This window comes from Nocardia sp. NPDC004278 (genome assembly GCF_053602975.1).
In genome coordinates this window covers 250,859-275,517 of the sequence record NZ_JBSGEQ010000005.1, presented here as the reverse complement: position 1 = coordinate 275,517, position 24,659 = coordinate 250,859, and the positions used below count along the sequence as shown (strand labels likewise).

At 66.2% G+C, this 24,659-nt stretch carries 23 protein-coding genes; 7 read left to right on the top strand and 16 right to left on the bottom strand.

The annotated features are described in order from the left end of the window. Positions 1-19 precede the first annotated feature (19 nt). The 5 genes from ACWEO2_RS10470 to ACWEO2_RS10450 form a co-directional block, all read right to left on the bottom strand. Positions 20-514 (bottom strand): PH-like domain-containing protein, encoded by a 495-nt coding sequence (locus tag ACWEO2_RS10470; RefSeq protein WP_354950864.1) that lies wholly within the window; start codon positions 512-514, stop codon positions 20-22. After that, the gene (locus tag ACWEO2_RS10465) at positions 515-1,813 is read right to left on the bottom strand and encodes a dihydroorotase (protein WP_354950862.1); all 1,299 of its coding nucleotides are present in this window, start codon (positions 1,811-1,813) and stop codon (positions 515-517) included. Further along, positions 1,810-2,766, bottom strand: coding sequence for an aspartate carbamoyltransferase catalytic subunit (locus ACWEO2_RS10460; protein WP_354950860.1), 957 nt, complete (start codon positions 2,764-2,766; stop codon positions 1,810-1,812). The genes ACWEO2_RS10465 and ACWEO2_RS10460 overlap by 4 nt, the downstream gene beginning before the upstream one ends. 73 nt (positions 2,767-2,839) lie before the next feature. Further along, the gene (gene pyrR, locus ACWEO2_RS10455; protein ID WP_354950858.1) at positions 2,840-3,475 is read right to left on the bottom strand and encodes a bifunctional pyr operon transcriptional regulator/uracil phosphoribosyltransferase PyrR; all 636 of its coding nucleotides are present in this window, start codon (positions 3,473-3,475) and stop codon (positions 2,840-2,842) included. A gap of 193 nt (positions 3,476-3,668) precedes the next feature. Continuing rightward, positions 3,669-4,529, bottom strand: a complete 861-nt coding sequence (locus tag ACWEO2_RS10450; RefSeq protein ID WP_452405039.1) for an SAM-dependent methyltransferase — start codon at positions 4,527-4,529, stop codon at positions 3,669-3,671. A gap of 104 nt (positions 4,530-4,633) precedes the next feature. On the opposite strand from ACWEO2_RS10450, the gene ACWEO2_RS10445 reads away from it, so the two are divergent. The 3 genes from ACWEO2_RS10445 to ACWEO2_RS10435 are packed head-to-tail and all read left to right on the top strand — an operon-like array spanning position 4,634 to position 6,375. Continuing rightward, complete coding sequence (locus ACWEO2_RS10445) at positions 4,634-5,188, top strand: TetR/AcrR family transcriptional regulator (protein WP_452405038.1); 555 nt, start codon at positions 4,634-4,636, stop codon at positions 5,186-5,188. A gap of 55 nt (positions 5,189-5,243) precedes the next feature. Beyond that, positions 5,244-5,870: an alpha-ketoglutarate-dependent dioxygenase AlkB gene (locus tag ACWEO2_RS10440; RefSeq protein WP_452405037.1), complete on the top strand. Its 627-nt coding sequence runs from the start codon at positions 5,244-5,246 to the stop codon at positions 5,868-5,870. Positions 5,871-5,928: 58 nt separating this feature from the next. After that, the gene (locus ACWEO2_RS10435; RefSeq protein ID WP_452405036.1) at positions 5,929-6,375 is read left to right on the top strand and encodes an SgcJ/EcaC family oxidoreductase; all 447 of its coding nucleotides are present in this window, start codon (positions 5,929-5,931) and stop codon (positions 6,373-6,375) included. Between the two features lie 41 nt (positions 6,376-6,416). Here ACWEO2_RS10435 and ACWEO2_RS10430 read toward each other — a convergent pair whose 3' ends face one another. After that, entirely contained in the window at positions 6,417-7,307 is an 891-nt protein-coding gene (locus ACWEO2_RS10430) for a hypothetical protein (protein WP_452405035.1), read from the bottom strand. A 107-nt stretch (positions 7,308-7,414) separates the two neighbouring features. Here ACWEO2_RS10430 and ACWEO2_RS10425 point away from each other — a divergent pair, with 107 nt between their 5' ends. Then, on the top strand, positions 7,415-8,134 hold the full coding sequence (locus tag ACWEO2_RS10425; protein ID WP_452405034.1) for an HD domain-containing protein: 720 nt from the start codon (positions 7,415-7,417) through the stop codon (positions 8,132-8,134). Positions 8,135-8,195: 61 nt separating this feature from the next. On the opposite strand, the gene ACWEO2_RS10420 is transcribed toward ACWEO2_RS10425, so the two are convergent. Beyond that, positions 8,196-8,768: a TetR/AcrR family transcriptional regulator gene (locus ACWEO2_RS10420; protein ID WP_452405033.1), complete on the bottom strand. Its 573-nt coding sequence runs from the start codon at positions 8,766-8,768 to the stop codon at positions 8,196-8,198. An 85-nt stretch (positions 8,769-8,853) separates the two neighbouring features. On the opposite strand from ACWEO2_RS10420, the gene ACWEO2_RS10415 reads away from it, so the two are divergent. Further along, complete coding sequence (locus ACWEO2_RS10415; protein WP_452405032.1) at positions 8,854-9,822, top strand: quinone oxidoreductase family protein; 969 nt, start codon at positions 8,854-8,856, stop codon at positions 9,820-9,822. 142 nt (positions 9,823-9,964) lie between these two features. Here the strand turns inward: ACWEO2_RS10415 and ACWEO2_RS10410 are convergent, their stop codons facing one another. The 3 genes from ACWEO2_RS10410 to ACWEO2_RS10400 all read right to left on the bottom strand — a co-directional run bounded on the left by ACWEO2_RS10410 (position 9,965) and on the right by ACWEO2_RS10400 (position 17,749). Then, complete coding sequence (locus tag ACWEO2_RS10410; RefSeq protein ID WP_452405031.1) at positions 9,965-11,197, bottom strand: FAD-dependent oxidoreductase; 1,233 nt, start codon at positions 11,195-11,197, stop codon at positions 9,965-9,967. Between the two features lie 154 nt (positions 11,198-11,351). Beyond that, on the bottom strand, positions 11,352-11,900 hold the full coding sequence (locus tag ACWEO2_RS10405; protein WP_452405139.1) for a DUF4334 domain-containing protein: 549 nt from the start codon (positions 11,898-11,900) through the stop codon (positions 11,352-11,354). 125 nt (positions 11,901-12,025) lie between these two features. Beyond that, complete coding sequence (locus tag ACWEO2_RS10400; protein WP_452405030.1) at positions 12,026-17,749, bottom strand: WD40 domain-containing protein; 5,724 nt, start codon at positions 17,747-17,749, stop codon at positions 12,026-12,028. Between the two features lie 96 nt (positions 17,750-17,845). On the opposite strand from ACWEO2_RS10400, the gene ACWEO2_RS10395 reads away from it, so the two are divergent. Further along, complete coding sequence (locus ACWEO2_RS10395; RefSeq protein ID WP_452405138.1) at positions 17,846-19,114, top strand: SLC13 family permease; 1,269 nt, start codon at positions 17,846-17,848, stop codon at positions 19,112-19,114. 12 nt (positions 19,115-19,126) lie between these two features. Here ACWEO2_RS10395 and ACWEO2_RS10390 read toward each other — a convergent pair whose 3' ends face one another. The 4 genes from ACWEO2_RS10390 to ACWEO2_RS10375 all read right to left on the bottom strand — a co-directional run bounded on the left by ACWEO2_RS10390 (position 19,127) and on the right by ACWEO2_RS10375 (position 22,358). Then, positions 19,127-20,053: an inositol monophosphatase family protein gene (locus ACWEO2_RS10390; RefSeq protein WP_452405029.1), complete on the bottom strand. Its 927-nt coding sequence runs from the start codon at positions 20,051-20,053 to the stop codon at positions 19,127-19,129. Then, positions 20,035-20,751 (bottom strand): hypothetical protein, encoded by a 717-nt coding sequence (locus ACWEO2_RS10385; protein ID WP_452405028.1) that lies wholly within the window; start codon positions 20,749-20,751, stop codon positions 20,035-20,037. Before ACWEO2_RS10385 ends, ACWEO2_RS10390 begins: the two co-directional genes overlap by 19 nt. After that, complete coding sequence (locus ACWEO2_RS10380; RefSeq protein ID WP_355178144.1) at positions 20,752-21,648, bottom strand: hypothetical protein; 897 nt, start codon at positions 21,646-21,648, stop codon at positions 20,752-20,754. It lies immediately after the preceding gene. A gap of 68 nt (positions 21,649-21,716) precedes the next feature. After that, positions 21,717-22,358: a TetR/AcrR family transcriptional regulator gene (locus tag ACWEO2_RS10375; RefSeq protein ID WP_452405027.1), complete on the bottom strand. Its 642-nt coding sequence runs from the start codon at positions 22,356-22,358 to the stop codon at positions 21,717-21,719. Positions 22,359-22,666: 308 nt separating this feature from the next. On the opposite strand from ACWEO2_RS10375, the gene ACWEO2_RS10370 reads away from it, so the two are divergent. Continuing rightward, positions 22,667-23,608, top strand: coding sequence for an NADP-dependent oxidoreductase (locus tag ACWEO2_RS10370; RefSeq protein ID WP_452405026.1), 942 nt, complete (start codon positions 22,667-22,669; stop codon positions 23,606-23,608). A 269-nt stretch (positions 23,609-23,877) separates the two neighbouring features. Here ACWEO2_RS10370 and ACWEO2_RS10365 read toward each other — a convergent pair whose 3' ends face one another. Both ACWEO2_RS10365 and nusB read right to left on the bottom strand, forming a co-directional pair. Continuing rightward, the gene (locus tag ACWEO2_RS10365; protein ID WP_452405025.1) at positions 23,878-24,144 is read right to left on the bottom strand and encodes a YciI family protein; all 267 of its coding nucleotides are present in this window, start codon (positions 24,142-24,144) and stop codon (positions 23,878-23,880) included. After that, positions 24,141-24,650, bottom strand: a complete 510-nt coding sequence (gene nusB, locus ACWEO2_RS10360; protein WP_355178152.1) for a transcription antitermination factor NusB — start codon at positions 24,648-24,650, stop codon at positions 24,141-24,143. Before nusB ends, ACWEO2_RS10365 begins: the two co-directional genes overlap by 4 nt. Positions 24,651-24,659 lie beyond the last annotated feature (9 nt).

The window sequence follows — 24,659 nt, the reverse complement described above, 5'->3', positions numbered from 1 at the left end:
TCGCTCCGCGATCCTGCATTCATTCGTCGTCTCCCGTCATCGCCCTGGCCCACGCCGGGTACACCGTCTTGTCGTCACCTCGGAAACCGGTATCTATCTCGGTTCCGGTCGGCAGCTTCCAGCGAATTACCAGCACTCCATCTTCCGTCATCACCTTGCCCGCATGTCCGCGTTCGGTCCGCACAGCCGTAATGGATTCCTGCGGAATCCACAGCACCGTCGCACCGTCGCGCTCGAGCAGAATCCCCCGTTCGAACCGCGTGAGTTCCGCCGTGGCCCGGAAACCCAAGTCGCCCACCGTGATCCGGTCCTGCCAGCTGGGCGCGATGGTGCTGCCGAGATACAGCCCGGTGGTCGGCTCGAGCACCTGAGCGCCGAGATCACCCGGCACATGCGGTAGTTCACCGATGCGTGCCACCTGGCGTGCGGCGCGGTTCTGCCAGCCGCGATACATCAGCCAGATGCACAGGGCGAACAGTACGAGCAGCCCGACCACCCACAGCGTTCTTTCCACTTACGGACCTCCCACCGCCTTGCCCTCACGGGCGGTTACCCGGCCTCGCAGCAACGTCGTTGTCACCCGAGCCGGGAACGTCATATCGTCGAACGGCGTGTTATTCGAAATGCTGGCGAGCTCGGCGGCCCGCACGGTCCAGGTCGTATCCGGATCGACCAGCGTGAGATTGGCCGGTTCGCCCACCTCGATCGGGCGACCGTGCCCGTCGAGTCCGACGATCTCGGCCGGACGCTCGCTCATCACCCGGGCGACGCCGCGCCAGTCCAGCAGGCCGGGTTCGACCATGGTCTGCACGATGATCGACAGCGCGGTCTCCAGGCCGAGCATGCCGGGGCGGGCGACGGCGAATTCGCAGCACTTGTCCTGTTCGGCATGCGGGGCATGGTCGGTGGCGACGCAGTCGACAATCCCCTCGGCCAGCGCCTGCCGCAGTGCGACGGTATCGGAGACCTCGCGCAGCGGCGGGTTCACCTTATTGACCGCGTCGTAGGTCTCCAGGCGCGAATCGTCGAGCAGCAGATGGTGCGGGGTGACCTCGGCGGTAATCGAAATGCCCTGCGCCTTGGCCCATTTCACCAGCTCGACGGTGCCAGCGGTGGAGGCGTGACAGATGTGCACGCGGGCGCCGGCGTCGCGGGCCAGCAATGCGTCGCGCGCGACGATCGACTCCTCCGCGGCGCGCGGCCAACCGGCCAGGCCGAGGCGGGCCGCGGTCGGACCCTCGTGTGCGACAGCGCCCTTGGTCAGGCGCGGCTCCTCGGCATGCTGGGCGATCAATACGCCGAGGGAGTTCGAGTACTCCAGCGCGCGGCGCATGAGCAGCGGGTCGTAGACGCAGTGGCCGTCATCGGAGAACATGCGCACCGCGCCGACTCCGGCGGCCATGGTGCCCATTTCGGCGAGTTGCTTACCTTCCAGGCCGACGGTGACCGCACCCACCGGATACACATCGACCAGGCCGATCTCCTGGCCGCGCCGCCACACGTGATCGGTGACGACCACCGAATCGGCCACCGGATTGGTATTGGCCATGGCGAAGACCGCGGTGTAACCGCCGAGTGCCGCTGCGGCGGAACCGGTTTCGATGGTCTCGGTGTCCTCGCGGCCCGGCTCGCGCAAATGGGTGTGCAGATCGACGAACCCGGGCAGCAAGATCTGGCCCTGCGCGTCGATGACCTCGGTGTCCTCGCCGGTGTCGAGATCGGTGCCGATGGCGGCGATCATGCCGTCGCGCACGAATACGTCGATCGGCTCGCCCTCGCCGTACGGCCGAACACCCTTCAGCAGCAGACTCATGCGGCAGCCTCCTGGGTACCGACCAGCAGCCGGAACAGCACGGCCATCCGCATATGCACTCCGTTCGTGACCTGTTGCAGGATCGCCGCCTGCGATGAATCCGCCACGGGCGAGGCGATTTCCATACCGCGCAGCATCGGGCCGGGATGCAGCACCACCGCGTCCGCGTCCAGCATCGCGAGCCTGCGCTCGGACAGGCCGTAGTTGACCGAGTATTCGCGGGCCGACGGGAAGAATCCGCCGTTCATCCGCTCCTGCTGCACCCGCAGCATGAGCACCGCATCCGCACCGGGCAATTCGGCGTCCAGGCTGTGTGCGATCCGCGCTGGCCAGGTTTCCGCGCCGACCGGCAGCAGCGTGCGCGGCGCGACCAGTACCACTTCTGCGCCGAGGGTGTTCAGCAGGAACACATTCGAGCGCGCGACCCGGCTGTGCAGAATATCGCCGACGATGACGACGCGCTTGCCCTCGATATCGCCGAGACGCTGCCGCAGGGTCAGCGCGTCGAGCAGTGCCTGAGTGGGGTGCTGATGGGTGCCGTCACCCGCATTGATGATCGCCGGACCGGAGCGGCCCTCGGCCGCGGCCCAGGCATCCATCCACCGCGCGATCTGGTGTGCGGCACCGGAAGCCGGATGCCGGACGATCAGCGCATCGGCACCGGCGGCATGCAGGGTGAGCGCGGTGTCACGCAGCGATTCGCCCTTGGAGACCGACGAGCTGCTGGCGCTGACATTGATCACGTCCGCGCTCATCCACTTGCCCGCGACCTCGAAGGACACTCGGGTGCGCGTCGAGTTCTCATAGAAGACGGTCATCACCGTGCGGCCGCGCAGGGTCGGCAGCTTCTTCACCTCGCGACCGAGCAGCGCCTGTTCGAAGCGTTCGGCCTCGTCGAGCAGTTCCGTGGCAGTGGCGCGGCTCAGGTCGGTCACCGTCAGCAGATGCTTCACGCCGCCACCTCCCGCACCACGCGACGACCGCGAATTCGCTGGTCGAGGCCGGGGTCGGATCCGGCGAGCCGGTTCACTGCGCTTCCTCCTGATGCAAGTAGACGCCGTCGCGGCCGTCGTGTTCGGTGAGCAGTACAGAGATGTCCTCGCTGCGGGAGGTCGGCACGTTCTTACCGACGAAATCCGCGCGGATGGGGAGTTCGCGATGACCGCGGTCGATGAGCACCGCGAGTTGGACGGCGCGGGGGCGGCCGAGATCACGCAGACCGTCGAGGGCGGAGCGAACGGTGCGGCCGGAGAAGAGCACGTCATCGACCAGCACGACCAGTGCGTCCTCGATACCGCCATCCGGGACGGAGGTGCGCTCCAGCGGTCGGTGCGGGCGGCTGCGCAGATCGTCGCGATAGAGGGTGATATCGAGCGAGCCCAGTGCCGGGCGTACGCCGGAGAATTCCTCGATCTTGTCGGTGAGCCGCGCGGCGAGCGTGGTGCCGCGGGTAGGAATGCCGATCAGCACCACGCGCGGTACGTCCGGCTCGCCCGAATCCAGCGCGGTCTTCTCGATGATCTGATGCGCGATGCGCGCGATGGTCCGGCCGACGTCGGAAGGAGACAACAGCTCACGTCCCGCGCTCACCCACTCCGGGGTGTGTCGCTGCGACGTTTCGGCAGCGCCGGACTTGGCGGCCCGTTCCTCGGGCACGGCCATGCCGACCTCCTTCCCCGCCTCACCGGACGGTCCGTTAAAGGATGTCTTACGGCATGCAGCCTAGCAGCGCCGATTACCCGGCTTTAACCAGGCATATCCCGCTGTGAGCGGGGCCACCCGAGCCCGGTGCGCCGGTCGCCCACACGTTTCGGATCCTTCGGGCATTCCGGACAGCGCGACGCAATCGACGCCGTTAAGGCTCACGCACCGCGACAACGACTCCGATCTCCGGATCGTGCAACGCCACGGGCCGGTCGAAGGCTGCGACCATATCGTCCCAACTGTGGAATTCGGTGCGCCAGCCGTGTTCGTCCAGCCAGGTTCTGGCATCGGCCCCGAGGCCGGTGCGCGGCCGGTCCACACCATCATCGCCACGGACCAGCCGTTTGAGTTCGGTATAGGGTCGGGCATTTTCGTCGACGGCGAAGCGGCTGACGCCGAAACGGCTTCCCGGAGCGGATAATTCGGTCAGTGTGGTGACCACGTGCAGCGCATATTCGTGGGTCAGATAGCCGAGGACGCCCTCATCCACCCAGTGCGTCGGCAGTTCCGGCCGAAACCCGTACTCACCGAGCAACTTTGCCCAGTCCTCGCGCAAATCGGTAGCCAGCACCGCGCGTTCGCAGCGCGGTACCGCCTGCGCCGCGGCGAGGACCGGCTCCTTGAATGCGAAAAGCTCCGGCAGATCGATCTCGAACACTCGCACGTCGGCGGGCAGCGGCATGCGAAATGCTCTGGTGTCCAGACCCGCGCCGATCAGCACGATTTGGCGTATCCCCTGTTCGATCGCCTCGGCGACCCGGTCATCGACGAGCCGGACACCGACCGTGCGGCCCTCGAAGAACGTCTCCGCGATCTCTTCGAGCCGCACCCAGCGCTCCGCGCCCCCGTCGACGTCGTCATAGGCGCGGCGCGCGGCATCCACGAACAACCGCGCGAACGGATCGTCGTACAGCCGGTCCGGCCGCGCGGATTCCTTGGCTCGGATCACCGCGACTCCGATCGCGGTCAACGCCACACCCGCCATCGGCACCTTCGGATGCGTTTCGGTCATTGGTATCTCCCAATAGTTAACTTGCCGCCCGGCTAGTAATCCGGATACAGCGAGGACGCTAGGCTTCTGCTAGCCGGTCGTCAAGCAAAAATGGGAAGGACGCCATGGACGGACGTCGCAGCGATACGCGCGAGCGAATTCGTTCGGTCGCAATGGAATTGTTCTCCGAGCGCGGCTATGAGAAGACATCCCTGCGCGAGATCGCCGACCGCCTCGGCGTCACCAAGGCCGCGCTCTACTACCACTTCCGCACCAAGGAAGACATCGTCGCCAGCCTCTCCGACGACCTGCGCCGCGGTATCGACGACATCGTGACCTGGGCCGAGAGCACACCATCCGGCCCGGATCGAGCCAATGAAATCCTCACCCGCTACGGCGCCCTCCTGCACGGCATCGGCCGCCCGATGGTGCGCTTCTGGCACGAAAACCAGCCCGCCTTCCGCCAGCTCGATTTCGGTTCCAGCATGCGCTACCAATTCCGCGTCCTCGCCGACCTCATGGCCGGTACCGACCGCCCAGCCCTCGCCGTCTTCCGGGCCCGCGAAGCCCTCCTCGCCATCAGCTGGAGCACCGCCATGATGGGCGATCTCCCGCTCACCGATGACGAGTGCTACACCGAAGCCGTCGATATCGCCAAGGACATCCTCACCAAGAACTGAATTGATGTCCATTTCTCGCTAGCACATATGTTCGAAGCGGCGTAGATTCGGCGGCATGTCGACACCGCTGCAAGGATCGCTGCTCGACGGATTCGGCGAGATCGCGGTCGGAAGCCTTACCGGCATTCGACGGACGATATTGACCCATGGGGCATGGGTGGATGTGCTGCCCGGGTGGTTGTCGGGGGCGGATGTGCTGTTCGAGCGGCTGGTAGCCGGGGTGTCATGGCAGGCGGAGCGGCGGCCGATGTACGACCGGGTGGTGGATGTGCCACGGCTGCTCCACTTCTACGAGGAGGGTGCGACGCTGCCGGACCCGTCACTGGACGAGGCGCGGGCGGCATTGAGTGCGCACTACCGCGACGAGCTCGGCGAGCCGTTCCGCACCGCGGGACTCTGCTACTACCGCGACGGGCGCGACAGCGTGGCCTGGCATGGCGATACTTTCGGACGCGGGGCGACCGACGACACCATGGTGGCCATCGTTTCGATCGGTGCGCCGCGAGCGCTACTGCTGCGACCGCGCGGGGGCGGCGCGAGCATTCGATATCAGGTCGGCCACGGCGATCTGCTGGTGATGGGCGGCTCGTGCCAGCGCACCTGGGAGCATGCGGTACCGAAGACGCGCAAGCCGACCGGCCCGCGGATCAGCATTCAATTCCGGCCGCGCGGCGTCCGCTGAGTGACGCGGCCGACGATTTGTTGACCTCAACCACGGTTGAGATCAGAAGCTGATCTGCATGAGCGCAAAGACAATTCAGCCGGTGGTCGAGGACAACACGGTCGACCACGCCGACGATATCGCCGCGATCGAGCAGATCATCGCCAATGTCCAGACCGCGTACAACACCAATGACGCCGAATTGATGACCGCCGACTTCACCGCCAATGCGGCGGTGGTCAATGCGGTCGGTGCCCTCATGGTCGGCAAAGATGCACTGCTCGAGGCGAATCGACAGGGACTGGCGGGATTCCTGAAGGATCAGTACGTCCGCTACGACGTCGCCGACATCGTCTTCCTGCGGCCCGACATCGCGATCGCGCACAAGGTCGCGCGTGCGACAACTGCCGATGGTGCACTGATCGATCTCGATCACGCCATGATCGCGTTGTACGTCCTGGTGCAGGAGAACGGTCGGTGGTGGACCGCGGCCAGGCAGAACACGCTGGTTCCGCAGGCGAAATAGCCGCACGGAAAGGGCAGCGGCGACGCTGCCCCTTCGCATGATCAGTTCGGCGCGAGCGGTTCCGCGGTAGTGCGTTGTTCAGGGGTCGGAAAACGACGTCGGCGAACGGTCGCGGCATGCGACCAGATCGCCCGCTGGACCTCCTCCGTCGGCGCGCGGCCGCCCCGCCGGGCCAGCACCTCGGCGCGGGCCTGGCGTGCGACATTCACATTCCGGCGATACTGCCGGAAGATCTGCACCTCACCATTGCGGTCTTCATCCAGGTACTCATAGTCCATGCCGTAGTACGCATAGGTGCCGAGCGTCGCGAGCATGGTCCCCCACGAACGCAGCTGAGCGGCTGCCCCGAAAATCGTCACCAGGCCGCCGATGCGATCGACCCGTTCCCATCCGGTGGGGATATCAATGAAATTCCAGTCCCGCTCCCCCGGCCCCTTCGCCCGCCACTCCCGCAGTTCGGCCACCGCGGCGTCCAGTCCGAAGCTCTGCCAGCGGACGGTCCCCTGCGAACCATCGCGGAACGGCAGCCGCCTGCGCAGGCCGATGGCTGCGGCGCGGGTGAATACGGTCAGATCCGAGGGCACCAGCACAATCGGATCCGAGGGCGCGGCATCGAACGGATTCGGATCCAGATGCGCCGGATCGATCACCACGAGCGTGCCCGGCCGTCGCTGATAGGCCAGCCCCCACAGCAGCCGGGCGAGCACCCGCGCACCGCGCCAATCGGAGAGCACATGCCAGGTGTCGTGAAAACGATTGGTGGCGAAGCGGAAATCGCTGCCGGGGCGCAGGCTCAGCACCGTGTACACGCGCCCATCGAGCACCATGGTGCGCCGATGCAGTTTCAACATATTGTCGGTGGCCGAACCCGGGCGCGGCCGTTTGTATTGCGCGGCCACGTTCACCTCCAGTCCGCCTCGCGTGCGTTCCAAGGAGACCACGGCCGCCCGCGAGCGGCAACGGATTATTTCGCGGGCAATCGAGATGAACAGTGTTCCAGAGCACAGCGCCGACCGGCCCGCCCCGATAGATTGGCGTTATGAGCAATCCTGGGGCGGGGGTTCTGGCCGTGATGCCGCTACATACGATCAGCGAGGTCTACGGCGAATCCGGACTGCGTGAACGACTCCTTTTCGAAATCGCCGAACTGTCCGACGCCGAGCGTCTCACCGCCGCGCTGGATCTGGCGACCGAACTGCATCGCGATGATCGTTACGGGCGTGAACCGTATTTGAGTCACCTATTGCGCGTCGCGATTCGTATCGTCAGCCATTACGAGGTGCGCGACCCGGACGTCATCGCGGCCGGACTGCTGCATGATTCGGTCGAGGATCATCCCGTGGAGCTGGCCGGAGCCCGGCCCGGCTCACCGACCGATGCCGCACTCGCCGAACTTTCCGCGCGATTCGGTGCCCGTGTCGCCGAACTCGTCGCCGCCGTCACCAATCCCGAACCGGATCCGGCTGTCGATCGGCACGAGCAATACCGGGAACACGTCGCGGCCAATCTTGATCGCGCGCCCTGGGCTCGCATCGTCAAACTCTCCGATTTCACCGATAACGGTGTCGGCATCCTGTATGCCGACAGTCCGGCAATGCGCAAACTCGCCACCAAATACCGCCCGCTCACCGATATCTATCGCGAACTCGTGACCCGCCAGGACACGCCGCTTGCCGAGCACGTCAAACGCCGAATCCTGCACCAGCTCGATAGCGCCGACGAACGTTTCGACGCCATCCTCGCGCGGGATCAGCGCTGACCATTTCGAGCGACCTGCAAGCAGTCGCTACGCTCCATTTCGAGCGACCTGCAAGCAGTCGCTACGCTCGCACCACCGATTCGACCAGTTGACGAACCGCCGCGAGCAGGCGACCGGTCTCCCCCGCACGCGCCAGTCGCGGCACCTGTTCACCGCCCAACGCGCCGAGCAGCAACCTGCCCACCACCTCGGCATCCAGATCCGGGCGGGCCTCCCGCAGCAGCGCGATGATATGCGCGTCCCAGAATTCGTGGATCTCGGCGGCCCGTGGATGCGGCGGGCCCTGTAGGTAGGCAACCGTCAACTCGATGTTGTCGGTCATCAATCGGACGAATGCCTCGAAGAAGGCCACCAGCCGCTCCCCGGCCGGCGCCCCTGGTCCCACCGGCGGCGGTCCGGTCCGCACGGCGTCCATCAGCGCGAATGTGCCCTCGGCGATCAGTTCGTGCAGCAATCCGGCGCGATTGCCGAAGCGATGGAAGATCGTGCCTTTGCCGACCCCGGCAGCGGCCGCGACCCGATCCATGGTGAGCGCGTCGGCACCGTGTTCGACGAGCAGCGCGGCGGTCGCGGCCAGTATCGCCTGCCGGTTCCGTGCGGCATCCGCGCGTTCCCTCGGACGTTCGTCGGTCATTCCACCACTTTCATTGACAAAGTTGACCGTCGGTCCATATTGTTTCAGAGACATCTGGACCGACAGTCAAGTTATGGAGTTATCGATGCAGGCAATCGTAATGACGGGCGTAGGCGGACCCGAGGTCCTGGTCGCCCAGGACGTCCCGGCACCGCATCCCGGCCCGGGCGAGCTGGTGATCCGCACCGAGGCGATACCGGTGCTGTTCCCGGAGACCAAACTGCGCTCGGGTGAGTTCCCGATGCCGGTCGACCCACCGGTGGTCTTCGGCTTCCAGGCCGCCGGTGTGGTCATCGAGGCCGGAGCCGGAGTCGATGCGGCATTGATCGGCCGACGCGTTGCGGTGGATACCGTCGGCTTCGGCTCCTACGCCGAATTCGTCTCCGCGCCAGCGTCTTCCGCTACCCCGATCCCCGACGGCTTGGCATCGGCCGATGCGGTCGCGGTCCTCATGAACGGTTCGGTGGCGCTGCCACTACTCGAGACTGCGGCACTCACCGGCACCGAAACCGTGCTGATCGAAGCCGCCGCAACGGGAGTCGGTAGCGCACTCACCCAGCTCGCCAAGGAGCGCGGCGCGGCACGCGTCATCGCAACCGCGGGTGGTCCCGAAAAGTGCGCACGGGCCAAGGAATTGGGGGCCGATGAGGTCATCGACCACAACGCTGCGGACTGGCCTACCCGACTGGCCGAAATCCTCGACAGCACAACGCTGGACGTCGTCTTCGATTCGATCGGCGGCGCCAGCGCCCTCGCCCTGCTCGATACCATGACCCCGCTGCGTGGCCGAATGCTCAGCTACGGTTGGCTTTCCGGCACTCCCGCCCAGGTCTCGGCCATGGATCTGATCACCCGCGGCCTCACCCTGACCGGTTGCGCCGGGCCGAACTGGCTCGCCGAAGTAGCGCGAGCCCGCCCCGCGGTCCTGAACCGAGCCGCCACCGGAACCCTCACTCCCCGTGTCGATTCGGTGCTACCACTCGACCAGGCGGCCAAGGCACACCAGCTCATCGAGGAGCGCTCCCCCATCGGCAAGATCATCCTGCAGCCCTGATTCCGGCGGGTTCGCGGGCACCGATCGTAGGGACAGATGCGTGAAATCGCCTGTGGCCTTGTACGTTTCCCATGATTCCGCGGAATTCACCGCATGCATCGCTGCACTGCGTGCATCCAATCGATGCCGCTGACGCGGGCCGTCAGGGCCGCCGAGCGAAGGCGGGTGCATGCTCGGGCAGTACGCCCCGGGCGATCAGGAACGGGGGGACGGTCCGCAGCACGGGGATTCGACGCAGTACCCGCACCGCTAAGGGGGCCCTGGCGGCATTGGCGGTATCGATTCGGCCGGATAGCGCGGGGCGAATCGCGAAGGCGTGCAGAAATCGTTGCATGCCCTGGGTAATGGATGTCGGGATGCTGCGGCGGCGCTGCACCTTGGCCAGGTCATGGGTTGTCACCGTGCCCGAAACCAATGGCGCGGCCAGGATTCTCGCGGTGGCGACGGCGTCCTGGACAGCGAGGTTGATACCCACGCCCCCCGCCGGGGACATCGCGTGGGCGGCGTCGCCGATACAGAGCAGGCCGTCGGTGTACCACTTGTCCAGGCGATCCAACTTCACTTCGAGCAGTTTCACATCGTCCCAGTCCCGCAGCGCATCAACCCGATCGCGCAGCCACGGCGCGGTGTCGGCCATGCTGCGCACGATATCGGCGACGGGACCGCGGCGGGCCACCGCATCACTGCCCTTGGCGATGAGGGTGGCGACCTGCCAGTAGTCGCCGCGGTCCAGCATGACCACGGCGCGTTCGGCGCTGAGCAGCGCGAGCAATCCGGCCGGGTCGATATCGGTGCGTGGCAGGCGGAACCACCACACATCCATCGGCGTCGGCCAGCGGTGCGACCGGAGCCCGGCCGCGGCGCGCAGCACCGAGTCGCGGCCATCGCAGGCCACTGTGAGATCGGCCCGGATCTCACCGGTGCCACCGTCGCGGGTCCGGTAGGCGACCCCGGCGATCCGATGACCCTCCCGAATCACTCCTGTCGCCTCGGTATTCATGCGCAGCAGGAAGGTCGGTTCGCTATCGGCCACCCGCGCCAACAGGTCGAGCAGATCCCACTGCGGCACCATCGCGATGTATTTGTATTTGCCGGGCAGGTGGTCGAGGCTGAACACGGCCTGCACCGAACCGCGGATCGGCAGTTGGATCGTATTCAGTTTGCGCGCAGGGAGTTTCGCGAATTCCTCCGCCAGCCCGAGTTCATCCAGCAGGTCCAGGGTTGTGGGATGTACGGTGTCGCCGCGGAAGTCGCGCAGGAAGTCCTTGTGCTTCTCCAGGACGGTCACGTCGATACCGGCGCGGGCCAGTAGGAGTCCGAGCACCATTCCGGCTGGACCGCCACCGACCACCAGACACGTCGTGCGCTCGGCCACGCGGGGCCTCCCTCCGTGCTTGCGCGCGCCGGACGGACATTCCGCGGGCGCGGATGTATCGGTTCCCTTGGCTCAGCTCCATGGTAGGCCGCGTGGTCGAGCGAAGGTCCGGAAATCGTCACCGCGCCAATCGAAACCCGCCGATAACAGCTGGTCAGCGGCGCAGGATGAAGAAGTAAGGTTCGCCCATCCCCCGCATGTCCATGACCCCGAGCAGCGTATCCGCAGCTACGCGCCGGAAGTGGTCGATGATCGGCAGGTGGTCGTAGACCATCGCGGCACTCACCACACCGCGGTACTCGATATCGCGCAAACGCGCTGCGGGCCTGCGTGTTCGGATTGCCGGACCGATCACCGGCAATAACTTCCGTACCGCCTCGACACCCGCGACCGGCACCTTGCCGGCCAGGCCGAGGGGGACCCGGCGCGGATCGACGGCGAAGATATTTCCCGATGCGTCAGTGAACAGCAGCGGATGCACCGAATCCGGATCGTCGAACTGTTTGCCGTACCAGCCCGAGGCGACGAGCACTCCGGCGAACGGATGTCCGGTATCGAGTTCCTCGCCCCGCCAGCGCCCGAGCGTGACCTCTGCGACCCTGGCCGCGGGCAAACGATCGAACAGCTCCCACGCATGCTCCGCGGTGCACCGACCACCGAGCAGTTCCGCCAGCTCGACAACTGCTGACCCCGCGTCTCCCATCTCGGCCATCTCCAACCCTCTCACCGACCGAAACATTGCAAGAGAAACCCTATCTGTCTCTCAAAGACTCGGTACGACCGCCACCCCAGACCGAATCCTCACCCGGGAAGGCGGCAGGTCCAGCCTCAGAAGGGCGCGTCGGCCGCGATCTGCCCGACCTCCGGCAGATAGGGGTCGAGTTCCCCGGATTCGAAGCGCGACATACCGATGACATGCCAGAACTGTCCGGCGGTATTGCCTTCGAACTTGTAGCGACCATCCGGCGCGAGCGCCGCCCATCCTTCGGCCAGACCGAGCAGAATCGCCCGGATCGACGGCACGACGCCGACATCATCCTGCGGACGCGACCACACGATAATGTTCCCGTCATCGCCACCACTGGCCAATACCCGGCCGGACGGGTCGAAGCTCAGCGACCAGACCCGACGCTTATGTCCTTCGAGCGTATGCAGATGACGTCCGGATGCCATATCCCACAGTCGGACGACCAGATCGTCGCCGCCGGTGGCCAAGGTGCCGGTGTGCGGGTCGACCACGGCGGTCCACAGTCGGCCGGTGTGCCGGGTCAGGGTGTGCAGCGCGTCGCCGGATTCGACATCCCAGATGCGGGCCGTGGTGTCCCACGAGACGCTGGCCACCCGACCGTCGTGGAAGGCGACCGCATACACCCGGTCCCGGTGTCCGCGCAGCGCCCGCAGGAACCGGCCGGAGCGCACATCCCACAGCCGCACGACGGAATCGTCACAGCCGGTGGCCATCAGCGTGCCGTCGGCACTGAATGCGATCGAGCGCACCCGCCCGCGATGTTCGGCGCAGACGGCGTGCAGCGCACCGGTGGTGCGCACCCAGATGATCACCGTATCGTCGTCGTTGGCGGTGGCCACGAAGTCGCCGGTGGGGTCGAAGGCAATCGCCCAGATCGGCGCGGATTCGACAGTGATGTGCCGCTCGTACAGGTCGGTATCGAGATTGAACAGGCTGAGCCGTCCGTCGTTGCCGACCATGCCGAGCTGCTGCGGCCGCACCGCGCTGAATACCGCCGATTCGAAGGTGAGCAGGCGATCCTCGCTACCGATCAGCCTGCGGACCAGCCGACCGGTCACCGGGTCCCAGAGCCGCACCACACCGTCGTTGCCGACTCCGGCGAGCAGTGTGCCGTCGGTGTTGAAGGTGACGGTGCGGACCTGGCGGCCGTGACCGGTCAGGGTGTGTTTGCAGGTGCCGGTGACCGGATCCCAGAGTCGGGTGGTGAATTGGTCATCGGTAATGGCCAGTTGGGCGCCGTCCGGGCGGAAGGCGAACGGCCAGATCGAGCCGGTGTGTGCGGTGAGCCGGTGCCGCAGTTCCCCGCTCGCGCTGACGCGCAGGCACACCAGCCCAGCGCTGTCGCCCGAGGCCAACAGTTCGCCGGACGGATCGAAGGCCAGCCAGTAGATGGCCGCATTGTGGTCGGTCAGCGCCTGTCGTTCGACACCGGTGTTGGCATCCCACAGCCGCAGTCCGCCATCGGTATCCCCGCTCGCCAGGATCGGCAGATTCGGATGGAAGGTCACGGTGTATACCCGTCCGGTGTGACCGGGCAGATCGCGAATCTTGCGGCAGCTCAGCGGATCCCAGAGCGCCAGGGCGCCGTCGACGCCGCCGACCGCGAGGAGCTCACCGGTCGGGTTGAACGCGACCCGGAACACCGAGCCGGAGGCACCGCTGAATTGGCCGCTTTCCCTACCGGTTTCGATATCCCACAGCCGTACGGTCCCGTCTCGGTAGGCGGCCGCGACCGATGGTCCGTGAATCGCCAGGCTGTAGATCAGTTCTTGGTCACTCGCGGCGGGGCGGCATTCGTGGCGGAGTTCGCCGCTGGGCAGTGTCCAGAGGCGAAGCACCCCTTCGGCGTCGCCGGTGGCCAGCAGATCACCGGCGGGGCTGAGTACCACGGGCCATGGCCAGTTCTTGTGCCCCTGCAGAATTCGGCGCAGTTCACCGGTGGCGGCATCCCAGATGGCGACGGTGCCGTCACCTGACCCCGTGATCAGCACCGTCTCGGTGAAGGCCACCGCGAAGGCTCTGGCCCGATGTGTCTGCAGCGTGCGCAGCGGTCTACCGGTCTCGCTATCGCAGATGAGCACGCCGCCGTCATCGCTGCCGATGGCGAGGGTGCCGCCGTCCGGATTGTAGGCGACCGGCTGCGGCAGTCTGCCGTGTCTGGCGTGGAAGCCGTGCCGGACTCCGATTGCGGCCGGGGCGAATTCGGTCTGTGCCGCAGCCCCGGGCACCCAGGCCGCGCCGCGCAGATCGGTGCCACTGGGGGTGCCGGTGACATCGATCAGGGCGGCGCGGGTCCACCGGCTGCCGCTCGCCCGCGACCCGGTCAGATCGGTGTGCACCAGTCGCGCACGGGTCAGATCGGCCTCGCCGAGATCCGCGCCGACCAGGCTGGCCTCGTCGAGCCGGGCGCCGACCAGTCGCGTACCGTGCAATACGGCGCGGTCCAGGCTGGTGCCGACCAACCGGGCGCCGGTGAGGTCGGCTCCGGTGAGATCGACATCGCGCAGATCCCGGTAAGACAGATCTTCCCCTACCAGGCTCGCACCGCGCAGGTCCGCGGTCGGTGCGGTGCGCAGCCTGGTTGTCGCCCGAATGGCATTGGTGCGCGAGACATCATCGACCGCCTGGTCCGCAAGCACACCTTCGGCCCACGCGCGCAATGCCCGGTTGTCGGCGAGATCGCAGAGGAAGTCGATCGAAAGTTGCGATAGCGGCGCTTGGGCGAGCTGTACGGGCGCTGCGGTTCCGACCTCGAACTGTTCGGCAATGTGGTTGGCCACCAACCATTCCATTACCGAGGAATGGATGAAGCCGAACAGGTTGTCCTCGGTGCGAACCAGCAGACTGCCGGAGCCGATGGCATGCGCCGACTGCTGCACCGACAGGCGCGTCGACCCGGTCAGTTCGGCCAAACCCGCCGCCACCTCGGTCAATTCGGATAGCCGCAGATACGGTTCGGCGGTCTCCCAGATGCGCAGTGCGAATGCGGTCACCCCCAGCCACAATTCGTGCAGGCGCAGCCCGGGCAGTGCGCCGGCGACGCCCGCGGTCCGGTCGGCCTCATAGGTCAGCCAGGATTCCAGGATCTCCCGGTACAGCCCGGCCGGACCCACCGCCTGCTTGGCGCCCGCGGCCGCGCGCAGCCGCCGTTCGTCCAGATCGGCGATGAAGCCGAGCATTCTCGGATTCTGTGCGAGTCCGAGCAGATCTTCGATACCGGTGATCAACCCCATTCGGGCATCCGCGCGGCGCACATCGCCGCCGTAGCGGTTGGTCAGGAAGGCGTGGATCTGCGCGGGGGCGAAGTCCTCGATGCTGACGATGCGTCGATCCTGGAGCAGCCCGACCCTTTCGCCGAGCGCGGTGAGCACCTGGGCGCGGGATTCGAAGTGCTGGGTCCGGCTCGCCACAATGATCTTCGCCTTGCCGACCGCGGCTTGCAGCAGGGTCTCCAGATGGTCGGCGGCGAAGTCGTAGCTGATCCGGGTGACGAGTTCGTCGAAACCGTCGAACAGCAGCACCACGCGGCCCTCGCGCAGCATGTAGTGCAGCGCCTTGAGATCGATCCGATCCTCACCGTGGTTGGCCAGATGTGCGGCGACCAGACCGTCCACCGAATGCGTTTTGTCCAGTGCACGCAGATCGATGAGGATCGGGATCAGCGCGGGCATGGTTTCGGTGATGCGCCGGGCCAATTCGCGCAGCGCGAAGGTTTTGCCGCGGCCGAAATCGCCGAGTACCAGGATGAATCTGCCGTGGTCGGCGGCGACCACCTTCATCAGTTCACCGACCAGATCGTCACGGATCAGTTGGTCACCGTGTTCCAGGATCCGGAAGCGTTGCGGCACATACAGATCCGGCGGATAGGTGCGATCGCTACGCAACCGCGCGGCCTGATGGGTGAGATAGTCGTCCAGATCGAGCAGGCCCTGGAATTCGGTGAAGCTACGCACCCGCAGACCGTGGCTGGCGGCCTCCTCACGCAGTGAACGCGGCGGCGCCGCACCGCGATAGACGAGTTCGGAACCGTATTCCGGATCGTGGCCGAGGAAGTCCTCCACCACCTGCCGCGTCATATCGCCGACGTGCACACCGATGCGCCACTGGGCGATGACCTCGTCGTACTCCCTGGTAATGAGCAGATGCGGCGGCTCCACCTCGACGCGGCGGATTTTCGCACCGGGATAACGGGTTTCGCATACCTCGGCGACGCGCTCGAGCAGCCGCCCGTGCGGGTCGACCGCCGGTGCCTCGGCGGGCGGTTCGGGGAGTTCGGGCTCGTCCGGACCGAGGAGTTCGGGTTGTTTGGCCGTTGGCAGCGCAGCCGTGGTCTTCAACCAGTCCAGCTCGAGTTGCCCGGTCGTATCACCCCGTCCGGAGAACCGGGCCAGTCCCGCGGCGGTGAGCTGGATGATCTCATCGCGGCCCGGCGCGGCGGCGGGCAGCACGGGTAGTGTGCCGTCGAGCCGATCCAGATGCGGCCCACCGGGTCCCGGGCCGTGCACCAGCAGATTCAACCGGCTGCCGAGCAGCCGCGACAGGGTGTCGGCGTCGCGCAGCAGATCCGGATCATGCACGGGCGTACCAGCACCGGGCAGCGGATCGTGCCGGATGACGCCCAGGCGCAGCCATCCGTTCTCCTCGAACGGGCGCAGCCGCTCGGCAAACCACGCCGCCTGGGGTTCCCCGATCCGGCCGTAATCGTCCTCGGGCAGATGGGTTGCGGCCATGGTGGAATTCAATCCGGCCACCACGACACGCAATTCGGGAATCGGGAACAGCGTCCACGGCTGTCCGACATCGAAGACGAGGTGATCCAGCCCCTGATACAGCGCGGCGAACATCCGCGCGTACTGCTCCAGCTTCGGGAAGTACGGCGGCTGCGGCTTGCGATCGCGGGCCTCGCAGCCCAGGAAGTACGCGTGGCAGGCGGGTTTGGATACATCGTGATTGCCGGGCACCACGATCAGCCGATCCGGACCGAGACCGAGTAGCGTGCGCAGTCCGCTCAGAAAGGTCAGCGCCTCGTCGACCTCGCGCGGACGGCCGGATTCGGTCATATCGCCCGAGACCACGATCAGATCCGGCTTGGTCACCCCCTGATTCACCAGATGGGTGACATTTGCGTGGATGCGCGCCTGCAATTCGGCCGCGGTGCTCGGCTCGTCCGGACCGAGCAGGCCGCGACCGAATCGTGGTCCCGCCACATGCAGCACCGATATGCCGGTGCGCTGCTCGTCGCGCTGCGCGGCACCGGGAAAGGCCGGAGCCGACACCGGCGTGCGGCGGCGCAGCACGGATTCAACAGTGTCCGAAAGGGTTTCGGCGGCGAACCGGTCCGGCCCATGGCCAGGGCCATCATGCGGAAAGCCCGGTTCCGACGGCGGCTTGGCCCGCCCCGCGAGTAGATGTCCGACCCGCTCCAGCAGGATTCGGCGCGCCTCATCGGCGCTGGGCACCCGTACCAGATCGAGATAGGTGATGGTGGCGAGCAGGCCCTCCAGCGCGCATTCGGCGATGCGCACCGGCATCAGCTTGCCCGGATCGGTTCGGTAGGCCGCCTGCCATTCCATGGTTCCGTAGTACGAACCGAGATAGTTCTCCGACAGCACGACCAGCACCACCGCCGATTCGCGCACGCCGCGATCCATAAAATCGATGAAGTTCGTGCCCGGTACAAAATCCCAGGCCTGGATGAGGGTGGTGTAGCCAGCGCTCTCCAACTGCCAGGCCAACCAGGTGGCCCAACGCTCGTCGGCCGGTGAATAGCTGATGAAGAAGTCCCGCCGCCCGCCCGAAGTCACAGCATCAGTATGCCCCGAGGGGTCGCCACACCAAACGGAAGAAGATCAATGCGAAGTGAGGCGAATAGAGAAGTGCCCCAGCCGATATGCTGCATGATGGGGCGTGTGTCCGAACAGGTCGATTCCACTGCGGAGAACCCGCCGTCGAGTGCCCTGACGTCCGCACCGGCGCCCAGATGGGGGCTGAGCACGCTGGATCGGGTCCGGCTCGGATTGTTCGCGGCCGGGCTGCTGTGTGTGGCAACCGGGTTGCTGCCGCGGGCCGAGGCCGCCGACAATATGCGCCGGATCGGGCCACTGCTGCTGTTCCTGTGCAGTGTGATTATTCTCGCAGAGCTCACCCGACAGGCGAAGGTCTTCGATGTGATCGCCCACCGGCTGGCCATTCTGGGCCGGGGCTACTATCCGGCGCTGTTCCTGCTCTGTGTGCTCTTCGCAGCGGCGACCACCACCCTGCTCAATCTCGATACCACTGCCGTCCTGCTCACCCCGGTTATGCTCGCGCTGGCCACACCGGCCCGCATTCCGCCGCTGCCCTTGGCAATGACCACGCTCTGGCTGGCCAATACGGCGAGTCTGCTGCTGCCGGTCTCCAATCTCACCAATCTCCTCGCCGCCGATCGAGTCGCGTTGCGCGCCACCGATTTCGCGGCGCGAATGTGGGCGCCGCAGTTGGTATCGATCATCGCGACGATGGTGTGCCTATGGATCTGGTATTGGCGGCGCGGTCGACGCGAGACCGACCGATACGTACCGCCGGAGCCGATCCGCCCGGAGAACGCCAGTGAGCGCACGCTGCTCTATACGACGGCGGGCGCATGTCTGCTTTTCATCCTGGCCATACCGTTCGTGGGTGACCGGATCGGTATCGCTGCCACCCTCGCCGCCGCCATCGCGGTGGCGGCCTTCGCGATCCTGGACCGATCCTCGTTGCGCTGGTCGCTGATCCCCTGGCAACTCCTGGTTTTCGTGGTCGGACTGTTCCTGCTGGTGCCGACGCTGAGCCGATTCGGTCTCGCCGATGCGATGCGCGCGCTCATCGGTGACGACTCCGGCACTGTCGGGGCCTTCCGCGCGGCCGGGGCCGGGGCCGGACTATCCAATGTCGCCAATAATCTTCCGGCCTATACGGCCGGTGAGGCAGTCATTCCCGAAAATCGTGGGGACCAGTTACTCGGCTTGTTGATCGGCACGAATATCGGGCCGATTGTGACGCCGTGGGCGTCGCTGGCCACACTGCTGTGTCTGGAGTTCTGCCGGAAGCACGGGGTGCGGGTGCCGATGCTGCGGTTCGTGCTCACCGGCCTCGGGCTGGCAGTGGTCGCGACGGCAGGAGCGGTCGCGGCACTACTCGTGACTGGATAGGCGCACTTCACCTCAGCCCGGCAGACCGGTGACGATGACGTCGGCTGCCGACTTGACCAGTAGCGTCAGCTCCGGGAGCATTTCGCCGCTCGCGGCAATGAAGTTCACCTCACCGATGGGCAGATCGAGGCAATCATCGAGCGGTGCGCCGTCGAAATCGGTAAGGTGCAGGCCGGATTCGCGGGCAAGCAAGGTTCCGGCCGGGAGATCGACGAAACCGGCGCGATAGCCGACGAAGCCGTCGATATCGCCGCGCGCGAGCATGACCCAGCACAACAGCGGCGACCAGAGTTGGATCAGGCGGCGCGAGCCGGATTCCAGGGAAAGACGCAGGGCACGTGCGGCCGCATCGGCGCGACCCACCGGATACCCCTGCAACCAGGCCAGGGTCGGCGCGGATGCGCTGGCCCGATGTGCCGGGCGGCGCACCGGGCCGCCGGGCCCGATCGCGCCGCCGCCGCGCACGGCCGACCAGGTGCGGTCCGAGACCGGCTCGTGAATTACGCCGAGCACCGGGATTCCGTTGTGGCACAGGGCGATACCAACAGTGCAGACCGGCAGGCCGATGGCGATGTTATTGGTGCCGTCCAGCGGATCGACGACCCAGCACCAGACATCGTCCACCCCATCGAGACCCGACTCCTCGGCCAGGATGCGGTGATCGGGAAAGGCCCGACGGATATGGCCGACAATGAGATGTTCGGCGCGTACATCCAGATCAGTGACCAGATCACCGGCCGCATCCTTGACCCGCACGGTCAGCGATCCGGCCAGACCCGCACGAATCGCCCGACCCGCCTCGACCGCCGCCTCGACCGCGACCGACCGCGCGAGCGCGAGGATCGCCTCCGGCGGCTTTTCGCGCAATGCTCCGACCCGGACCGCATCGGCCCGATTCACCTGGGGGACAGCCAGATTCATCACGTCGCTCGCTCGCATCGGTCCTCCAGCTGCTCCGGCAGGGTACTCAGATGATCCAGCACGGTCTCGGCGGCCTGCCGGATTTCGGTTGTGGTGCACGCGGTTCGGTGCACCCAGTGGTCGGCGGTGGCGAGGCCACCGAGCGATCGGTCCGGTCGGCCGGGTCGAGCCTCGCCGAGCACGACGGTGGCCGCCTCGCCCGGTACGTCGGAGACGTGAAATACCCCGTGCGGCAACGTGTATACCTCGCCCGAGTGGAAGTGCTCGGTCGATCGGGTACGACAGGTGACCAGTTGCGCGGTCGCGCGCACCACGTCACCATCGGCGGCACTGTGGATTTCGAATATCCGGTGCGTCGGCCGATCCGTAGCGCCTGTTACGTCGAGAATCTGGTTGCCGACCCGGCCGTACAGCACCGCGCTCAGCAGATCCCAACTGTGCGCGTGCATCGGCGAAGTCGTCGGCTCGGCGCGCAGCCCCGCGGTCCAGACGTGCACGCAGACGCCGCGACCGCCGCCACGCCAGACCGGAAAGCACAGGAACCCCAACGGATGTCGGACCGGGCCGACCTCGACGCGACCGCCCAGCACACCGGTCATCAGGTCGTGGGTCCAGCGGCGCACGGTGCCGTTTGCGACCGCGCGCCGCTCGCTCGACGCGATGCGCCCCGCCGCGTCGGAGCCGATCAGCGTTAGGAGACGCTCGTAGTCGTTCATTCAGTACGGATTCCTCGGCTGTAGCGCGCGGCGCACAATATCGGCGACATCGCGATCGGTGTAGGAGGCCGGCAGTGCGAGACCGAGCGCATCGAACAGCCCGCGGGTCTGATCGACGGACGGCTCATCGGCCAGCGGCAGCTCCTCGCTGCGGCTGAGCGGCACCTGCCTGGCCTGCTTGAAACTGGCCACCAGTTCGCGGTTGAAGTCCCGGTAGTAGGGCTTGTCCCGTTCGAACATCAGGGCCGGGGTGTTCGGATTGTCCTGGGTGACAATGACGCAACTCGATGACAGGTCCCAGCGGAAGGTCGTCATCACCGTCGACAGACCGACATCGATGGTCAGGAAGGTGAAGCGCTGCCGGTACCAGCAGGCGGCGAGCACCGTCGCGAAGGACTCCTTGCGAGTGCGTTCGGTGGTCCACAGTTCGCCGGTGCGGTCGGCCTCCGGGACCAGCGACGAGCGGAATTGCGCATAGGTCTTGCACAGCTGCTCATTGGTCGGATCGAGGACCTCGACCTGAATCCGCAGCGGACGCTGTTCGCGGCGGGCGTTTTCGACGCATTCGCGCAGTGTGACGGCCCGCAGATAGGTTCCGGTGCCGCCTTTGAACAGCCACTGTTCGGTACCGCGCCGCGCGAGGGTATGCGCGTGCCCGATCTCCGGACCGTACAGCAGCTGCACCGAATTCGAATCCCGAATTGCCTTGGCCGACAGGTGCCGATCACGCAGCAGCGTGGTGGCCAGCAGACCGAGCACCAGCAGGATGACGGCGTTGATCAGATCCGCATCGAAGAATCCGATATCGATCAGCGAGATCACACCGAAGATGACCGCCAGAACCAAGGCGACGAGACCGTCGATATTGTTCCGCAGCCAGATCAGCACCCGTGCCATAGGTTTCGGCCTCCCCTGGGGTTTCCACCCAGGATAGGTGCACCAGTGTCGACACAGCGAGCGAACCGTCAAGTCCCGCTGGCGGACCGGTGCGTCGACACGGCGTCCAGTCGCGCGGTGAGGAGTCGGCGGGCTCGGTCGTAGGGGGTCGATTCGCCGAACAGCAGCGCGTCCTGGGCCGCGGTGCGTGCGATGGCGTCGAGTTCGAAGGCGAGGTCGGCGGGCTCGTTATCGGCGGCGATCTCACCGAGGTCGACGGCCTCGGCGACGGTGGTTTCATAGAGCCGCAACCAGTCTCGCCGCGATGCGGCCACGGCGTCGTGCACCCGGCCCGGACGGGCATCGAATTCCGCGACGGCGGACAGGAAGAAGCAGCCACCGCTGAAGTACGGCTTGGCGGCATAGTCCAGCCAGGACTCGGCCAGCGCACGGACGCGGCGGATACCAGCGGGTGCGCGTCGCGCGGGCTTCACCACATGTGCGACGAAGACCTCGACGGCCGCGCGGACGGTGGCGAGCTGGAGTTCCTCCTTCGAGCCGAAGTGCGCGAAGACGCCGCTCTTGCTGAGGTCGAGTTCGGTTGCCAGGCGCCGCACGGACAGGCTTTCCAGGCCCTCCACCGAGGCAATATCCATGGCGCGGTCGAGGATGACGCGGCGGGATCGCTCACCGCGCTCCAAACGCTTGTCGACCTTGGTCTCGACGGTCATCGGTACCTGCTTTCGTCCGAGGTCGAGCATAGTCGACGGACGGTTGTCCTCATTGTTTTGCACCGAATTATCTCGATCATCCTGTCATTCGTCGGGTGTTGACAGACAACTGCCGACACAAGTAATAGTACGACTGTCCACATAGTTCACCGCAGCCACAAGCAAGCGCCGCCAATCGGCAGCATTCACCACTATCGGAGAGGCGGATTGCAGTGCAGATTTGGCACAGAATCGGCAGATCTGCGGACACATCGGCCGCTCGAAAACTTGGGACGAGCGTCCACTTTGTTCAGATGAGAGGACAGATCATGCGCGCTATTCAGCAGGAGCACTGGGGTGGGCCCGAAACCATGCGACTCGTGGATATCGCGCGGCCAAGACCCCTGTACACCGAAGTGCTGGTGAAAGTCATTGCGGCGGGGGTGAATCCGGTCGACTGCTTCAGCAGGGAAGGGCGGGCGTACGCCGATGTACGGACGCTGCCCTTCGTCAACGGCTGGGATGTCGCCGGAATCGTCGAGGAGGTCGGCTACGGCGTGACCCGGTTCCGGCCCGGCGACCGGGTGTACGGCATGCCGTGGTTTCCGCGCGCGGCGGGCGCCTACGCGGAGTATGTGACCGCACCGTCGCACCAATTCGCCCGCATGCCAACGGGTTCGAGTTTCACCGAGGCGGCGGCACTGCCATTGGCCGCGCTCACGGCCTGGCAGATGCTCGTCGACATCGCGAAAGTCGCTCCCGGACAGCGCGTTCTGATATCCGCCGCGGCAGGCGGGGTCGGCCACCTCGCCGTGCAGATCGCAAAGTCGTTCGGGGCCCATGTGATCGGCACCGCGCGCTCGGCCAAGCACGACTTCCTCGCCGAACTCGGCGCCGACGAGACCATCGACTACACGACGACCGATATCGCCGCCACGGTCCGCGATGTCGATATCGTGATCCAGATGTACGGCGGCGATCCGGCGCTGCGCATGCTCGAAACCTTGCGTCCCGGTGGCATTCTCGTCAACGGACAGGCGGCATGGACACCCGGAATGTACGAGCGCGCGGCCGAACTCGGCGTGCGCGCCAGCACCTTCCTGGTGGAACCCGACCGCGCGGACCTCGAATCACTGACCGATCTGGTCGAAAAGAAACAACTGCGCCCACACGTCGAAACGGTGCTGCCGCTCGAACAGGTGGCCGAGGCACACCGACTGATCGAACAGGGCCGAACCACAGGGAAGATCGTGCTCACCGTTGCCGAGTGACCCAGGCCACACCACGGCTCCTTGACCTCGAGTGCAGTTGAGGAACCAAGATCGATCCGTGCCCAGGTTCGCCGAATGCGGCGCACGTCGAAGCGCGCCGCCGAGCCCGGCACACCCGAATCCGCGAGCCGGTCAGCGTCGATGACTCGCGGTTCGCTCCCACTGGACCAGTACACCCACCAGTGGGAGCGCGGGTGGGCGCAGCCCATGCATAGCCTGAAATGCCAACAGCCGCACACCATTTCGGTGCGCGGCTGCGCGCGTGACGATCAAGCGGAGATGGCGATCTCCCACTCGTACACGGTGAGTTCCGACGACCCGGTGGTGTGCACCGGGTCGGTGAACGCGATCTCGCGGGCGGCTTCCAGACTTTCGGCGCGGATCACGTAGGCACCGCCGGTGCCGTCGGTGAACCGTCCGCTCTCCACCAACTGCCCACGCTCCAACAGCTCGTTCAAAAACTGCCGGTGCGGTTCGATGGCGGCCGGGTCGAAAGATGGTTTGCGCATCGCCATGACCAGGTACTTATTGGTCACGCCTGCGGCTCCGGACGCGGCGCCCTGGTCGCAGCGGCGGCGGCGCGCACCTGCGGGGCCACCAGCACGACCTGGCCGAGCACACCATTGACGAATCCGGGCGAATCGTCGGTGGACAGCTCCTTGGCCAACTCGACTGCCTCGTCGACGGCGACCACCGGCGGAACATCGTTGGCGTGGAACAACTCCCACACCGCGATGCGCAGAATGGCCCGGTCGACGGCGGGCAGCCGGGACAGCTCCCAATCCTTGAGGTAGGACTCGATGGTGCCGTCCACCCGATCCAGATCGTCGGCGACGCCCTCGACCAGGGTCCGGGTGTAGGCGTGTACCGGGGCGACCGCCTGATCCTGGGTGGCCAGTTCGACCCGCTCGCTGAGCAGGTCGGCCGCGTCCACGTCGCGCGCCTCCGCTTCGAAGAGCAGGTCGACCGCCCGGCGGCGGGCCTTGTGGCGCGCGCCGAGCTTCTTGAACGTGGACTTCTTGTCTACGGGCTGTTCCGCCACAGCAGTCAT

Coding starts and splice junctions, on each gene's coding strand:
- ACWEO2_RS10445 (WP_452405038.1), top strand. CDS start 4,634: ATGGACGGACGTCGCAGCGATACGCGCGAGCGAATTCGTTCGGTCGCA.
- ACWEO2_RS10395 (WP_452405138.1), top strand. CDS start 17,846: ATGGGGCGTGTGTCCGAACAGGTCGATTCCACTGCGGAGAACCCGCCG.
- ACWEO2_RS10370 (WP_452405026.1), top strand. CDS start 22,667: ATGCGCGCTATTCAGCAGGAGCACTGGGGTGGGCCCGAAACCATGCGA.
- pyrR (WP_354950858.1), bottom strand. CDS start 3,475: ATGGCCGTGCCCGAGGAACGGGCCGCCAAGTCCGGCGCTGCCGAAACG.
- ACWEO2_RS10380 (WP_355178144.1), bottom strand. CDS start 21,648: ATGGCACGGGTGCTGATCTGGCTGCGGAACAATATCGACGGTCTCGTC.
- ACWEO2_RS10385 (WP_452405028.1), bottom strand. CDS start 20,751: ATGAACGACTACGAGCGTCTCCTAACGCTGATCGGCTCCGACGCGGCG.
- ACWEO2_RS10375 (WP_452405027.1), bottom strand. CDS start 22,358: ATGACCGTCGAGACCAAGGTCGACAAGCGTTTGGAGCGCGGTGAGCGA.
- ACWEO2_RS10425 (WP_452405034.1), top strand. CDS start 7,415: ATGAGCAATCCTGGGGCGGGGGTTCTGGCCGTGATGCCGCTACATACG.
- ACWEO2_RS10390 (WP_452405029.1), bottom strand. CDS start 20,053: ATGCGAGCGAGCGACGTGATGAATCTGGCTGTCCCCCAGGTGAATCGG.
- ACWEO2_RS10435 (WP_452405036.1), top strand. CDS start 5,929: ATGAGCGCAAAGACAATTCAGCCGGTGGTCGAGGACAACACGGTCGAC.
- ACWEO2_RS10440 (WP_452405037.1), top strand. CDS start 5,244: ATGTCGACACCGCTGCAAGGATCGCTGCTCGACGGATTCGGCGAGATC.
- ACWEO2_RS10450 (WP_452405039.1), bottom strand. CDS start 4,529: ATGACCGAAACGCATCCGAAGGTGCCGATGGCGGGTGTGGCGTTGACC.
- ACWEO2_RS10415 (WP_452405032.1), top strand. CDS start 8,854: ATGCAGGCAATCGTAATGACGGGCGTAGGCGGACCCGAGGTCCTGGTC.
- ACWEO2_RS10420 (WP_452405033.1), bottom strand. CDS start 8,768: ATGACCGACGAACGTCCGAGGGAACGCGCGGATGCCGCACGGAACCGG.
- ACWEO2_RS10405 (WP_452405139.1), bottom strand. CDS start 11,900: ATGGGAGACGCGGGGTCAGCAGTTGTCGAGCTGGCGGAACTGCTCGGT.
- ACWEO2_RS10465 (WP_354950862.1), bottom strand. CDS start 1,813: ATGAGTCTGCTGCTGAAGGGTGTTCGGCCGTACGGCGAGGGCGAGCCG.